The following is a 14,070-nucleotide window of genomic DNA, read 5'->3' on the forward strand; positions in this document are numbered from 1 at the left end:
CTAATCGCGCAACTGTCTTCCGGTCAAGGTCAGGAACACGGTTTCCAAATTAGGCGCTTTTTCTTCCAATGAACGAATCTCGGCCCCGTTTTTCATCAGCTTTTCAATAATCTGGTTTAAATTATTGACGCCTGCATCCGAGTTGATTTTGATCGTATTGTCTTCAAGAACGGCCGCTTCCACGCCGCTGATCGTTTTCAGTTCGCCGATATCGATATTTTCCGCAGATTTAAGAACGACTTGAATATCTTTTGTGTTGGTAATGATCGATTTCAGCTGCTCCTTCGTTCCCTCGGCGATAATTTTTCCGTGATCAACGATGGCGATCCGAGTACAGATCTCTTCAACTTCCTCCATATAATGGCTCGTGTAAATAATCGTGCATCCCATCGCATTTAACTTTTTGACGGATTCCAAAATATAATTTCTCGAATGCGGATCAATTCCAACCGTCGGTTCGTCCATGATGATCAGCTTTGGCCTGTGGGCGATCGCGCAGGCGATATTGAGCCTTCTTTTCATCCCGCCTGAAAAATTTTTCGGGAAGCTTTTATGCTTATCACTTAAACCGACGAACTGCAATGCTTCTTCAACCCGATTGTGTAAATGGGCCCCGCGCAGACCATAAAGCCCGGCAAAAAATTTCACATTTGCATATGCCGTTAAATCTTCGTAAATGGCCAGATCCTGCGGGACAATGCCGATGTTCATCTTGGCGAACTTGCGGTGTTTCGCAATGTTTTTTCCGAGAATCGTGATCTCGCCTTCATTGCTTCTCAACAAACTCGAAATCATGTGAATGGTCGTACTCTTTCCCGCCCCGTTTGCGCCGAGCAATCCAAATATTTCGCCCTCTTCGATCGAGAGTGATATATTGTCGACGGCAACGAAGTCGCCGAATTTTTTCGTCAGATGATGGATTTCCAATACATTCATGTTCTCACCTCATTTTGATTTCATTATAAAAAAAAGATGAATGGTGCGGCAGTGCAGCATTTCATCTTTTTCACATGAGAAAATTCATATTCAATTCATGAAATCATTCATGCTTGGGCAGCAGGGTGGTGACAGAGAAGCCGTTTGAACCGTCAACGATCACCTTTCCGTTAACAGAAGCGGCCCGTTCCTCCATCCCGATGATCCCCATCCCTTTCTTGATTTTCTGCCGCCCTTTTCCGTTGTCTTTCACTTCGGCTTTAATGAGCGTATTCAGCACATGAATACAGATGGATACATGTGTCGCTTCAGCATATTTCACCGAGTTTGTCAGCGCTTCGGTGATGTTTTCAAAAATAATCTTCCATTGAATCTGAGAAATAACATCCAAATCGCCTTTATGCAAAAATGAAATATTCATATGGTACTGCGCCGAACATTCATCGATAAACAGCCTCAATCTGTGGATGCCCATCTGTTCTGAGGGCGGCTTGACGCTTTTTAACGTCAATCTAATATTTTCGATCCCGTCCTTGGAGATGTTAATCGCATTTTGCAGGAGCTCTGAAGCTTTTTCCTTGTCTATGTCAAGGACGCGCTTCGCCGCTTCGAGCTGAATCAGCGCTCCTGTCATGGAATGACCGATTTTATCGTGTATTTCCTGGGAAAGCCGGTTGCGCTCCTCAAGCTTATAAGTATATTCGGATTGTCTGATAAACTCTTTGTTTTCACGCAGCATGTTTGTCAGCTTCTGCAGGTCTCTTCTCGTTTGATCAATATGATGTTCAAGCTTTTCAATCCGCGCTGCATCATGGCTTGCCGCCCAGTACAGCAAAAATTGAAAAGCGGCCGTCAACGCGTAGACCGCTGAGATGCTTTCATTGATAAACAAGACCGGAACGATTGAAGCGGCAAGTACCGCCCACTTCGGCAGCCCAAAATCGGCTGCTCCTTCACACAGGGTAAAAGGAAGGAATAAAATAAATAGGGGGTGCACTTCTGCATAAGAAACGATTGAAATGATGACAGAAATGATAATAAAAAGCTTTTTTGTTTTTCCTTTAGGTAAAATCGCAATCCCGAGGTTGATACAGACGTAAACAAGAAGGCTGAACACAAGCCACGGCAGATTGTCACTTTCCGAAAAAACGCATTGATAGATGATAAATCCCAACAAAATCAGTTTGCCGGTCATAATCCGCAATTCCATGGTGATCCCCCAGGTTAAAAGTTAACTTTACCGGTTAAATAATAAATCGCAATTTGCGTCCGATGTTCAAGCCCTGTTTTCCCCAAAATCGAGGAAATATAATTGGCAATCGTACCTTCAGAGATAAACAGCTCCTTCGAAATTTCTTTATTGGACAGCCCTCTGGCGATCAGCGCCATAATCCCGAGCTCGCGTTCGGTAAACAGGCTTTCGTCTATCTTAGGTTCCGCTTCTTTATGCTCCGCCAAATTGGACTTAATCTTGTCGAGGATGATATCCTGCATCACAATATGGCCGTTGAACACACTTTTAATCGCGTCTCTGATTCGCTCGGGTTCGGCATTTTTCAGCAAATAGCCTTTTGCGCCGTTCCGTATCGCAGCGACGATGTATTCGTCGTCATCAAACGTTGTTAAGATAAAAGGCTTGGCGCCCGTTTCTGAAATGAGCCGCGCAGCTTCCACTCCATCCATGTTGGGCATGCGGACATCAAGGAGTGCAATATCCACAGCTTGGGCGCGGCAAAATTCGACCGCCTGCAAGCCATCCTCCACCGTCGCCAGCACTTCAAATTCATCATAAGTGCTCAATATGATTTTCATGCCCTCTCTTATGAATGAATTGTCATCCGCAATGATCACTTTAATTTTCATCGTTTGTACGGAGACCGGTCCTCCGCCGTGCACATCCCTTCTGTCAAAATGCAAAAGCCGGGTCTTTCGCCCTGTTCATAACATTAAATTACCATGAATCAGCCCCTGTTAAAATAAAAAAAGCCAATCCTTTTCAGAGATTGGCTTTTTTAGTAAAACTACAAATATTTGACCGCTGAGACAACGACCATGATCCATGCGGCAATAAACGCCACGCCGCCCAGCGGAGTAATCGCACCGAGGACGCTGATTTGCGTAAGGCTGAGGACATATAAACTTCCAGAAAATAAAACGATTCCGGCAAACATCAGCCACCCTGCCGCAGAAACGCTTCCCGCACCTGCCAGTTTTGACGCGATGAGCGCGACGGCAATTAAACCGAGCGCATGATACATATGATACTGGACGCCGGTCTGCCAGATTTGCAAATATTTCTCGGGAATTTTCCCTTCAAGACCATGGGCTCCGAACGCTCCTAAAGCAACCGCAAGCATAGCATTGACAGCACCTAAAATCAAAAATAATTTCACGATCAAATCGCCCGCCTTTCCTTTATCATCATAGCGTACATGTCATGAATTTCAACTTATGCAAATCTCATGACACGATATTGTCATATTTCTTTTTCCTAAGCTGTATTTGTTCCGCAGCAATCGCTACGATTGTTCCAAGGACAAGCCCATTGCTTAAAATGGAAACAAAAACAGGATGCATCCCTTCCAAAGCACTCTCAGGTACAAACATAACCCCCACACCGGCAAGGAGCGCAATCCCGGTAACAAAGCGGATGCGGCCGGCCTCGTCCTTTTCATAAGAATCGAATTCGGCAAATGCCAGGCCGACCATCGTTGAAAACACGACGAAGTTCACCGCAAAACCGACCGGAGACGGCAGGCTGGCAAAAGTATTCATGACCAGCGGGAAGAAGCTGATGACGATTACGATCAGACTCCCGAGCAAAAACGGTTTTTTGGAAGACATCCTCGTCGTTTGAATAAACCCTGCAGCTCCGGATATCGGCACGGTCCCTACAGCTCCGAGCAGTCCGCTCAGCAAATGGCTGACAGAGGCGATAAACCCGGCCGGACGGGCCCGCTTCCTCTCTTCCAGCTTCTCAAACTGTTTGACTGCTCCTTCAACCACCCGTATGCTTGCGAGCATATTGACGATTAACAAAACTGTAATGAACAACGAAGTAACAACCAGCCCGCTGTCAAACATCGGCATGCCGAAAGGAAAAATATCCGGAAGGTGGAACAGCTGGTTCGCACGCTCGGGCGCCTTCGCCACGCCGAATACGGCAAATAAGATCCAGCCGCCGAAAAGCGCAATTAAAATTGAATATTGCTTGAGAATCGGAACGTTTGACCGGCTCATCAGAAACGTAGCCAGCATAATCACAACCGCCAGCAAAAACACGGGTATATCGACCTCGTTTTTCCGGTAGCCGATCCCCATGACACCTTTAACGATCGGATCGCTAAGCTGGATGACCAGCAGCAGTAAATAAATGCCTGTCACAACAGGAGTAAACATCACAGCCAGCTTATCAATGACTTTAAATAAACTAAAAATAAAGAAGAAAACCGCGCTTAGCAGCATCGCTCCCTGCAGCCCCTGGAGCGTTTCGATGTGAGTCGCGAATACGGTCCCTGTAAGACCGGCATAAATCGTGTAGACGCCCCACCAGAGGCCAGCCGGACTCTCATTAATCGGCAGGCGGTGTCCCAATAAACATTGGATAAAAGCCGTTGTGCCGAGCACGAAAAAAGTGCTTTGAACCAACCCCGCGGTCTCTCCCTGGTTCAGCCCGAATGACTGCCCGATTGCAATGGGCACCACGATTGCGGACGCAATAATAAATGCCGTCCATTGTAAAGCCCCAAAAAGCAGTTTCAAGTTGATCAACCTCTCTTTTTTAAAACAGACGGACGGCGCCTAGAAATCAAAAATAGAATCTCCGTTGCCGTCATCTTCATGCTTTTGTTTCTCTTGTTTTTTGTATTGTTCAGCACCGGCGCTCCCCATCATTTTTTCGAGCATCAGCTGATCGCTCGATGGTTTATTGGCCGTTTGAACATAAGGCGAAGACTGGACGGACGGCCCCTGCTGCGGTTCCACAATGACGTCGCAAAGGGAGCGGATCACCGCGATGTGCATTTTCAATTCGTTTTCCTGGTGGCATTCCTTTGCTTTTTTCAATTCGTCCTCCATCTTTTGCAGCAAACTTGATATATGTATGTTCATCAAATCGATCCTCCAAACCGTTTTCAGTTTCCATTTCATTTTACCAAATTAACTTCTCTCATGCCGAATGCACTTTTCAAATATTCCTTGCGAAAAATTGCCTCTGCTGCTATGAAGCATTGTCTTTTACATTTCAAAAAAGAATATTCCCCGGCAAAACGCGGGTGAAAAAAGCCAATTTTCTTCCGGACAGAAGTTGACAGCTGAAAAGGCTGTCACCCATAATGAAAAAAACTTCACTCGAATTTCTAAAAGCGAAAGGAAACAGGGAATGGCAGAACGAACAACCTCCATCGAAACGACCGTTACCGAGCAAAAGCAATATTTTTTAAGCGGGGCAACACTAGCTGTTGAAAATCGTCTGGAACAGCTCAACATTCTAAAAGATGCTGTAAAAAAGAATGAACGGAACATACTTGAGGCCCTTCAGAAAGATCTTAATAAATCAGAGCACGAAGCCTATATGACGGAAATAGGCATTGTACTGGAAGAAATCCGCTTCATCAGCAGACGATTAAAAAAATGGGCCAAACCGAAAAAGGCCAAAACGGCCGTTTCGCACATCGGTTCAAAAAGCATCGTCATTCCTGAGCCTTACGGCACGGTTCTGATCATCGCGCCATGGAACTATCCGTTTCAGCTTGCCGTCTCGCCCCTGATCGGCGCACTTGCTGCGGGGAATACCGCCGTCATCAAACCGTCTGAGCTTGCTCCCGCCGTATCAACCGTTATATCCGAGATGATCAAAGATATCTTTCCGCCCGAATATGTGTCCGTTATTGAAGGGGGAGTGAAGACAAACCAAGAGCTCTTGCGGCAAAAATTTGACTATATCTTTTTTACGGGCAGTGTTCCCGTAGGCAAAGTTGTCATGGAAGCCGCGGCAAAACAGCTTATTCCAGTCACCCTCGAGCTTGGCGGAAAAAGCCCCTGCATCGTGCACAAGGATGCTGATCTCAAGCTTGCGGCTCAAAGGATTGTTTTCGGAAAGCTGACAAACGCAGGACAGACTTGCATTGCGCCTGACTATCTGCTCGTACACAAAGATGTAAAAAATGAGCTGATGCGCGCTCTGAAACAATCGATCCAAACATTTTACGGAGAAAAGCCGGAAAGCCATCTGGCTTACGGAAAAATCATAAGTAAACGTCATTTCGAACGGTTAATCCGCTTTTTACAAAACGAGAATATCGTCACAGGCGGAACATATCAAAAAGACGCACTCAAAATTGCTCCGTCCATTATCGATGAACCTGACTGGGAATCGCCGGTCATGCAGGAAGAGATTTTCGGACCGATCCTTCCCGTCATCGGCTATGAAACGATCGAAGACGTTATCCAAATGGTTCAAAGCCGCCCTAAACCGCTCGCGCTCTATTTGTTTACGAATGAAAAAACGGTACAGAGGCACATCCTCAGCCGGATTTCATTTGGCGGAGGATGTATCAATGACACGCTGATGCACACAGCCACACCTTACCTCCCCTTCGGCGGCGTAGGCGAAAGCGGAATCGGAAGTTACCATGGGTATCACAGCTTTAAGACGTTTTCCCATGAAAAAAGCGTTTTAAAACAGACAAACCTGTTTGACATTTCATTCCGTTATCCTTCATCGAAAAACGGGCTGCGGATCATCAAAAAACTTCTCAGGTAGACAGGAGCCAGACAAACGAAGAACCGCTTTTTTAGCGGTTCTAGCGATTAAAGATTCGGAAGGGACCAGTCAATCGGCTCATCCCCGATTTGTTCCAAATACTGATTGGCTCTTGAAAACGGTCTGCTCCCGAAAAACCCGTTTCTAGCCGAGAACGGGCTCGGATGCGGCGATTGGATAATAAAATGCTTGGATGTATCGATTCGTTCTTTTTTCATTTGGGCATGCCGGCCCCAGAGAATAAAAACGACCGGTTTGTCTCTTTTGTTTAAAACATCTATTATACTATCTGTGAGCTGTTCCCAGCCTTTCCCTTTATGCGAATTTGCCTGGCCCCGTCTCACGGTCAAAACGGTGTTCAGCAGCAGAACGCCTTGCTTAGCCCAGCTGACGAGAGAACCGTGATTCGGGATGTCGGCGCCGATGTCATTCTGCAATTCTATAAAAATATTTTTCAAAGAAGGCGGTGGATTGACGCCGGGTTGTACGGAAAAACTTAAGCCATGGGCCTGACCCGGACCGTGATACGGGTCTTGGCCGAGAATTACGACTTTCACATTTTCATAGGAAGTATAATGCAAAGCATTGTATATATCGTTCGGTTCAGGATATACGGTGTGTTCAGCATACTCCCTTTTCAGCATTTCCCTCAGTTCTTGATAATAAGGCTTATCAAACTCGTCCTTCAGCTGTTGCCACCAGCTGTCATTCAAAATCTGTTTCAATGTTCAGGCCTCCTTAGTTCAATTGTCTTGCAGCAGTGAGCCTGGATGCAACCGGTTTTCCATCCCAGACGATTTCGCTTTCCGCTTCCCTTTTTTTCATGGCAGGTTCTTCGAGTAGCACGAAAAAGTTCTTTGTCGGCAGCTTGCCAAGCTGATGCTTTTCACTCAAGACATCCAAGTAATACTGCCTCATTCCGCCAAGATCTCCGGACTGGTTGTCACCCTGGTCTGAAAACGCATAGATTACGCTTGCGAAAGGAACTCTTTTCACGCGAAACCGCTCAGCCGCTCTCAGGAAAAAGTCCCAATCCCAATAATTGTGGACGGCAGGATCGAAGTAGCCGATTTCGTCATGAAGAGATCGTTTGTACATACTTCCTGAAGGAACATATGTAGAAAACTTCCTCATTTCATCCAAGTTAAAGGAATACGCAAAAAGGTAACGGCTTGTCGGAATTCTCATATCCTCTTTTTCTTCAAAAGACACAATCTCAGCATCCGAATAAACAAAATCGGCGGTCTCCAGCGCATTCAACATTCTCTCCATATGGCACGGCGTGAAAAAATCATCATCATCACACAGCATAATAACGTCTCCGGAAGCTTCTTTCACCCCTATATTTCTCGCTTTTACATGCTTCACGTTTTCTTTCAGATGTATAACTCTGATCGGAAGCTCTGAATAAAGGCGCTCAACAAAGTCGACGCTCTCCCCGGCATCATTAACAATAATAACTTCAAACGGTTCAACAGACTGTTTTGCAATAGATTCAAGCAATTCGCACAAAGCGGTGACCCGATTATGCGTGACAACTACGATAGATATGTTCATGTTTGTGATATACGCTCCTTCTTATTTCATTCTAAACATATTAAAGCATAATGCGAATAATTTCACATGGATCAAAAGATGGTCTGGTTTTTTATGCCAATCCATTCACGAAATTTTGCAGAGGACCGCTGCACTATAAAGCGGCAGCCATTTCATTGTGATCTTGCGAAAAGCTGTCTATAATAAGTAATAAACCAACTTTGGATGGAATCTCTTATCGTGGAGGATTGACTGAACATGACAATGCACAAAGCACTGACAATCGCCGGCTCTGACTCAAGCGGAGGCGCCGGCATTCAGGCGGACTTAAAAACGTTCCAGGAAAAGAACGTCTATGGAATGACGGCCCTTACGGTTGTTGTCGCCATGGACCCTGAGAACAATTGGAATCATCAGGTGTTCCCAGTTGATACGGAAGTCATCCGCGCTCAGCTGTCGACGATTGTGGACGGCATCGGTGTAGATGCGATGAAAACGGGCATGCTTCCGACAGTTGACATAATTGAATTGGCGGCAGACACAATTAAGAAGCACAGCATGAAAAATGTCGTCATTGATCCGGTTATGGTATGCAAAGGGGCAAATGAAGTGCTGTATCCCGAGCACGCAAAGGCTTTAAGAGAGCTTTTGGCTCCGCTTGCCACGGTCATTACGCCAAATCTTTTTGAAGCCGGCCAGCTCAGCCGCCTTGGAGAAATTAAAACGGTTGAGCAAATGAAGGAAGCGGCAAAGGCCATCCACGGCCTCGGCGCCCAACACGTCCTCATTACAGGGGGAGGCAAACTAAATCACGAAAAAGCGGTAGATGTATTATTTGACGGCCGGGATGCAGAGGTGATCGAAGGAGAAAGAATCGACACCCCATACACGCACGGGGCGGGCTGCACCTACTCCGCGGCAATTACGGCTGAGCTTGCCAAAGGTTCAAATGTAAAAGAAGCCATTTATTCTGCAAAAGCGTTTATTACGGAAGCGATTCGCGAATCGTTCCGTTTGAATCAATACGTCGGGCCGACAAAGCACTCCGCTTTACGACTCAGCGGCAAATAAAAAAAGCCCCTTTTATGTAAAAGGGGCTTTCATTTAGCTTTCCCGTTTGATCGTTCTTGCAGATGATCTTAAGAAAGATTCGATCGATTCCACAAAAAGAGCATATTCTTTCATTTGTTCATAAGTGTCCTGAAGTTTCTTTTGTACTTCCTCATCATTTGGAATTGGTTTATCTTCAATACCGCCGATCAGCTTCTTCATCTGGAGGAGCAAACCATTGTATTCCTCTCTCGTATCCTCAATATGGTCCGCTATTTTTTTCAAACGCATAGCGGTCAATTTCTGCTGGTTTTGATCCACAAAAACAACCCCTTTATACTGCACTCTCTCTAAAAAAAGCATATCATAAAGGGATTGTACAGAAAATAGCAAACAGCAGCCGCTCCCTTTATGCCATTGTCCAGGATGTCACATTCATTATGATTTCTTTTCTGGCACTGATCCAAACATCATTATTTCCCGGGTAAGGAAAATATCTTGCCGTAAAGACTTCCTCTCCCTCATTGACGAAGATTTCAATAGAAGAGGCGTCTAAAAAGATGTTTAAATTGCGAAGCTCCTGCAAACGGCACTGTCTGGCTTCCGTTTTTTCATCAACATAACTGTTTCTCTCCAAGGTTATGATGCCTTCTGCTTTATTGTATATGAGTCGGGCTGCACCCCTGAAGGAAATCTCAAAACCCTCTTCAATAACTTTCGGACTGATGAAAAGCTCAGCTTTGTCCGGTTGAACAATGTCCAATTTTTCGGTGCCTTGATTAAGCGATATTGCCGCGTTTTTTTCGTTTTGGCGGAGCGTTCTAAGCTCCTCGACCGGTTTTTGAACGATTTTATCGTTTTGTAAATGCAATTCCCTCGGCAATGTCATACAGTGCACCCATTGATGCGGAATCGTCGGCTGGCTCTGTTCATCTTGGTCTGGAACACCCATCCAGGCAACCAATATCCTCCGGCCTGATTCGTCTTTTGTCGTCTGCGGCGCATAAAAGTCAAAGCCGCGGTCAAGCTCTTCGAAATCTCCGTGTGTAAACCAGGGTTTCAGCTCGTTCAATTCACCGACAAAATAGCCTGACTGATAGACGTTTTGGTAGAGCATCTCTTCTGCTTCAAGGCCTTGCGGACAGACAATTAAGACGTCTTTGCCGTCCAGTTCGAACATGTCAGGGCATTCCCACATATAGCCGAATTCCCCGAGCTGATCTGTATTTGAACCTGTGATATCGCCGAGGAACTGCCAGTCCTTCAGATTATCCGATTGAAACAGCACCGCCCTTCCCTCAAGATTTTCAGTCTGGGCGCCGAGCACCATGTACCAGCTGCCGTTCTTTTTCCATACTTTCGGGTCGCGGAAATGAGCCGTATACCCTTTCGGAAGCCTTGCAACAACCCCCTGCTTTTCAAACGAGATGCCGTCTTTTGAGACGGCGAGACATTGATAGGTCTCCCTATTTCCCTCGCCGTCTCTGACATTCCCCGTGTAAAACAGATGCAGCACATCATTTTCAGCGATCGCGCTTCCTGAATAACAACCGTTTTTATCAAACCAGTCGCTCGGCGTGAGGGCGATCTCTTCATGCCGCCAGTTAACCAGATCTGCTGAGGAGTAGTGTCCCCATAACTTTGCACCGTGCCCCGTTTTAAAAGGCATCCACTGATAAAAAAGATGGTACACCCCTTTCCACTGAATGAACCCGTTCGGATCATTCAGCAGTCCGACAGGAGGCATGATATGATAATGCAGCCGATAGGGATCAAGGTTTACAATATCCCGGTATTCTTCAACCCGGTTCATTGCCTTTTGACGAAGCTCCTGATCTTGATTCATCGTTTTCCCTCCCTCCGTCACTTTTTCTCGTCTTCATTAATGCCTAAGATAAAGGCTGTGATAAATGCGACAGTCACAGAAATCGCCATTCCGATTAAATAGTGGATCAGGTTGCCCATTCCAAGCGGGGCGACAATCGCAATCATCGGAATTCCCGTCAAACCGTATGCGTTTGCTGCAACATTCATAAAGACAACGTATGCAGCTCCCAGCGCTCCCCCGGCCATTGCCGCGATAAACGGCCGGCGGTAACGGAGGTTGACACCGAAAATAACAGGTTCGGTAATGCCGAGAAAAGAAGAGAAAGCGGCAGGTAAAGCAATTTCTTTTGTTTTTGCACGCTTTGCCAAAAAGAATACGGCAAGTCCGGCCCCGCCTTGGGCGACATTGGACATAGACCAGATCGGGAGCAGGTAGTTCCTGCCGATATCAGCGATAAGGCCGGCCTCAATCGCATGGAAACTGTGGTGGACACCAGTTAGAACGATCAGCGAGTATGTTCCCCCGAAAATCAGTCCGGCAACAGGCCCGGCAACGTCATACACATATGTTAAAATGTTCGTGATCCCTGTACCAAGCATTCTTCCTAAAGGACCGATCGCGATAAAAGCAATGAATCCCGTTGAAATAATCGTGACAAACGGTGTTACTAATAGATCGATCGCATTTGGAACGATTCTTCTTACGCCTTTTTCGATTTTACTCATCACATATACGGCAAGCAAAATTGGAACAACGGTTCCTTGATAGCCAAGCATCTCGATTTTGAGTCCGTAAAAGTCCATCACATCCGGTGATGCAGTTGCAAGTCCCCAAGGATTGAACAAGCTCGGGTGAATTAAAATTCCTCCAAGTACAGCCCCCAGGTAAGGATTGCTGCCAAACTCTTTCGCAGCACTGACACCGATCAAGATCGGAAGGATAATAAATGCCGCGCTCGAGAACATATCAAGCATTTTATACAGCGCCGCATCAGGATCGACCCACTGAAATGCCTTCATCATTCCCAACAGCCCCATTAATAAACCGCTTGCAACAATGGCCGGGATGATTGGCACGAAAATATTTGACAGCGTTTTCGCAAATCGCGCTAAAGGATTCATTTTTCCCTTTGCGGCATCGCTGTGCTGAACCGTTTCCTTTTGGTCAAGATTCAGCTCTTTGGCAAACTGTTCATACACTTTATTAACAAGCCCTGTTCCGAAAATAATCTGGTATTGACCAGAGCTTGAAAAGGCTCCTTTTACACCTTCCAGCTCTTCGACCTTTTCCTGGTCGATTTTTGCTTCGTCCTTAATCACCAAACGAAGCCTTGTCGCACAATGAGCTGCACTGATGACATTATCTTCTCCGCCAAGAAGCTGTATAAGACGTACAGCGATTTCTTTATGAATCATGATGACTCCTCCTTTTTTTTTAAAAAAAAGCAGAAAAGACCTAAAATTCACCAACGAATGGAGGATAGATTTTCCCCATTCATCTAGCAAATTTTAGGTCTTGCCTGCTTTACCAGTCACAATCCCCGGTATTTATTTTTTAATACGCTTTCATTTTATTATGTGATAACGCTTTCGTCAACTACTTTTTTATTCTCTGTGAAAATCGACCTAAAAAAAGCCTGATCGCGCGATATCAGGCGGTATTACCTATAGGAATCATTTAAACGCTGGACATGCAGCGTAATATATCCGACTTCTGATTCCGGAAGATGAAGATCATATTCAGTTTTTACGTAATCCGCCAGCCCTGCCGCACATCGGTAGCTTTCAGGATACTTTTGCCGGATGAAATAAAGCATGTCATCGTCCATGACATGAAACGCTTCATTTGATTCCAGCCGGTTGATGGCATACCTGAGATGCGTGACAAGACGCTGATATGAGATGCTGTTTTCGTCAATCTTCTGATTGAAACAGCATTCGATTTTTTCTATCAATTCTTTGATGATGTTCGTGTATTTTAGAGTCTTCTGCATGTTTTCCGCATCCATTTTTGCGGTATGAATATGCAGCGCAATATAACCCGCTTCATCATCAGGCAATTCGACTTTCAGTTTTTCTTTGACCAAATCGATTGCCCAGAGTCCGATCTCATATTCTTTTTTATAAAGCGCTTTGATTTCATTTAACAATTTATTTTGAATGACGAATCCTTTGCGGACTCGCTCGATCGCAAATGACAAATGATCCACAAGGGCGATGTGGATATGATCGCTCAACGGTGCGGACAGCTGCCCTTCCGCATAGCTGATGATCTCTTCGGCAGCTTCAATATGTTCTTCCGGAAGTGTTTCGAGGATTTGTTTAAACTTTTCATTTTCTTCATGAATGGTAAAAATTTTTTCTACCTTGTTTCTTGGAATGGTATCGTTTTTGCCTTTTTGAAAAGCGATACCAGGTCCCATGACAATTTTTTCTTGACCATCCTCCTTTATGATTGCTGCATTGTTGTTCAATACTTTATAGATTTTCAAAGCTGTCACCCACTTCCCATTATGAGTGGGATTTTACCTTGTTTAAGTTCCCGTGTAAAGAGTTGGTCCGGCTCTTACCCTTTTCACCGCTTTTTTGCAAACAGCCCGGCTGGGTTCTGTCGTATAACTGCCGGGCTTCATTCTCTTACAGCCCGACATCCGCTCTGTCTTCTCTTCTCTTTTTTCCGAAAAGCCGCCTGCCTGATAAGCATCGGCAGCCTGATATGTACCGCCGGCGAACGCCGTCACCTTCATCTGATTTTCTCTGACAGGCATCACCGCATTCAGCAGCACGGCTGTCCATAATTTTAAAAATGATATCAAACCTTTCATACCGATCCCTCCAGTTTCGTTTTGATAAAACTAGCAACTCTATTAAACTTTCTTGCTCTATCTTATCCCAGCAAAATGAAAATGTTTGTCACAATGTGTGTGCAAAATGATTCTAGTTTTTAGAAGTTTTGT

General features: G+C 45.4%; 15 protein-coding genes. 2 read left to right on the forward strand and 13 right to left on the reverse strand.

The window, feature by feature from the left end:
* The 6 genes from TRNA_RS41195 to TRNA_RS41220 form a co-directional block, all read right to left on the reverse strand.
* Window positions 1-936 carry an ABC transporter ATP-binding protein gene (locus TRNA_RS41195; RefSeq protein ID WP_003186132.1) on the reverse strand — a complete coding sequence of 312 codons (936 nt, stop codon included), beginning with the start codon at window positions 934-936 and terminating at the stop codon, window positions 1-3.
* Between the two features lie 103 nt (window positions 937-1,039).
* Window positions 1,040-2,146, reverse strand: coding sequence for a sensor histidine kinase (locus tag TRNA_RS41200; protein ID WP_003186134.1), 1,107 nt, complete (start codon window positions 2,144-2,146; stop codon window positions 1,040-1,042).
* Between the two features lie 14 nt (window positions 2,147-2,160).
* Window positions 2,161-2,799: a response regulator gene (locus tag TRNA_RS41205; protein ID WP_011198404.1), complete on the reverse strand. Its 639-nt coding sequence runs from the start codon at window positions 2,797-2,799 to the stop codon at window positions 2,161-2,163.
* Window positions 2,800-2,957: 158 nt separating this feature from the next.
* Window positions 2,958-3,329, reverse strand: coding sequence for a DUF423 domain-containing protein (locus TRNA_RS41210; RefSeq protein WP_011198405.1), 372 nt, complete (start codon window positions 3,327-3,329; stop codon window positions 2,958-2,960).
* Window positions 3,330-3,396: 67 nt separating this feature from the next.
* A complete protein-coding gene (locus tag TRNA_RS41215) occupies window positions 3,397-4,698 on the reverse strand; it encodes a purine/pyrimidine permease (protein ID WP_003186140.1) in 1,302 nt (433 codons plus the stop codon).
* A gap of 39 nt (window positions 4,699-4,737) precedes the next feature.
* Entirely contained in the window at window positions 4,738-5,046 is a 309-nt protein-coding gene (locus TRNA_RS41220) for a YwdI family protein (protein ID WP_009329807.1), read from the reverse strand.
* A gap of 271 nt (window positions 5,047-5,317) precedes the next feature.
* Here TRNA_RS41220 and TRNA_RS41225 point away from each other — a divergent pair, with 271 nt between their 5' ends.
* The gene (locus tag TRNA_RS41225; RefSeq protein WP_003186144.1) at window positions 5,318-6,700 is read left to right on the forward strand and encodes an aldehyde dehydrogenase; all 1,383 of its coding nucleotides are present in this window, start codon (window positions 5,318-5,320) and stop codon (window positions 6,698-6,700) included.
* Between the two features lie 47 nt (window positions 6,701-6,747).
* Here the strand turns inward: TRNA_RS41225 and TRNA_RS41230 are convergent, their stop codons facing one another.
* On the reverse strand, window positions 6,748-7,425 hold the full coding sequence (locus tag TRNA_RS41230; RefSeq protein ID WP_003186145.1) for a uracil-DNA glycosylase: 678 nt from the start codon (window positions 7,423-7,425) through the stop codon (window positions 6,748-6,750).
* A gap of 13 nt (window positions 7,426-7,438) precedes the next feature.
* Window positions 7,439-8,257, reverse strand: coding sequence for a glycosyltransferase family 2 protein (locus TRNA_RS41235; RefSeq protein WP_003186146.1), 819 nt, complete (start codon window positions 8,255-8,257; stop codon window positions 7,439-7,441).
* Window positions 8,258-8,494: 237 nt separating this feature from the next.
* Here TRNA_RS41235 and TRNA_RS41240 point away from each other — a divergent pair, with 237 nt between their 5' ends.
* Complete coding sequence (locus TRNA_RS41240) at window positions 8,495-9,307, forward strand: bifunctional hydroxymethylpyrimidine kinase/phosphomethylpyrimidine kinase (RefSeq protein ID WP_011198406.1); 813 nt, start codon at window positions 8,495-8,497, stop codon at window positions 9,305-9,307.
* Window positions 9,308-9,340: 33 nt separating this feature from the next.
* Here the strand turns inward: TRNA_RS41240 and TRNA_RS41245 are convergent, their stop codons facing one another.
* From TRNA_RS41245 to TRNA_RS41265, 5 genes are all read right to left on the reverse strand, one after another.
* A complete protein-coding gene (locus TRNA_RS41245) occupies window positions 9,341-9,607 on the reverse strand; it encodes a hypothetical protein (RefSeq protein WP_011198407.1) in 267 nt (88 codons plus the stop codon).
* A gap of 88 nt (window positions 9,608-9,695) precedes the next feature.
* Window positions 9,696-11,132, reverse strand: a complete 1,437-nt coding sequence (locus TRNA_RS41250; RefSeq protein WP_003186152.1) for a sucrose-6-phosphate hydrolase — start codon at window positions 11,130-11,132, stop codon at window positions 9,696-9,698.
* Window positions 11,133-11,149: 17 nt separating this feature from the next.
* A complete protein-coding gene (locus TRNA_RS41255; RefSeq protein ID WP_009329812.1) occupies window positions 11,150-12,529 on the reverse strand; it encodes a sucrose-specific PTS transporter subunit IIBC in 1,380 nt (459 codons plus the stop codon).
* Window positions 12,530-12,774: 245 nt separating this feature from the next.
* On the reverse strand, window positions 12,775-13,605 hold the full coding sequence (locus TRNA_RS41260; protein WP_003186155.1) for a PRD domain-containing protein: 831 nt from the start codon (window positions 13,603-13,605) through the stop codon (window positions 12,775-12,777).
* A 42-nt stretch (window positions 13,606-13,647) separates the two neighbouring features.
* Window positions 13,648-13,938, reverse strand: a complete 291-nt coding sequence (locus TRNA_RS41265) for a hypothetical protein (RefSeq protein WP_009329813.1) — start codon at window positions 13,936-13,938, stop codon at window positions 13,648-13,650.
* Window positions 13,939-14,070 lie beyond the last annotated feature (132 nt).

The sequence above is a fragment of the Bacillus licheniformis DSM 13 = ATCC 14580 genome, assembly GCF_000011645.1.
GTDB lineage: Bacteria > Bacillota > Bacilli > Bacillales > Bacillaceae > Bacillus > Bacillus licheniformis.

Excerpts from the sequence above, each read along its gene's own strand:
- TRNA_RS41195 (WP_003186132.1), bottom strand. The coding sequence starts at position 936 with ATGAATGTATTGGAAATCCATCATCTGACGAAAAAATTCGGCGACTTC.
- TRNA_RS41200 (WP_003186134.1), bottom strand. The coding sequence starts at position 2,146 with ATGGAATTGCGGATTATGACCGGCAAACTGATTTTGTTGGGATTTATC.
- TRNA_RS41205 (WP_011198404.1), bottom strand. The coding sequence starts at position 2,799 with ATGAAAATTAAAGTGATCATTGCGGATGACAATTCATTCATAAGAGAG.
- TRNA_RS41220 (WP_009329807.1), bottom strand. The coding sequence starts at position 5,046 with ATGAACATACATATATCAAGTTTGCTGCAAAAGATGGAGGACGAATTG.
- TRNA_RS41225 (WP_003186144.1), top strand. The coding sequence starts at position 5,318 with ATGGCAGAACGAACAACCTCCATCGAAACGACCGTTACCGAGCAAAAG.
- TRNA_RS41235 (WP_003186146.1), bottom strand. The coding sequence starts at position 8,257 with ATGAACATATCTATCGTAGTTGTCACGCATAATCGGGTCACCGCTTTG.
- TRNA_RS41240 (WP_011198406.1), top strand. The coding sequence starts at position 8,495 with ATGACAATGCACAAAGCACTGACAATCGCCGGCTCTGACTCAAGCGGA.
- TRNA_RS41250 (WP_003186152.1), bottom strand. The coding sequence starts at position 11,132 with ATGAATCAAGATCAGGAGCTTCGTCAAAAGGCAATGAACCGGGTTGAA.
- TRNA_RS41255 (WP_009329812.1), bottom strand. The coding sequence starts at position 12,529 with ATGATTCATAAAGAAATCGCTGTACGTCTTATACAGCTTCTTGGCGGA.
- TRNA_RS41265 (WP_009329813.1), bottom strand. The coding sequence starts at position 13,938 with ATGAAAGGTTTGATATCATTTTTAAAATTATGGACAGCCGTGCTGCTG.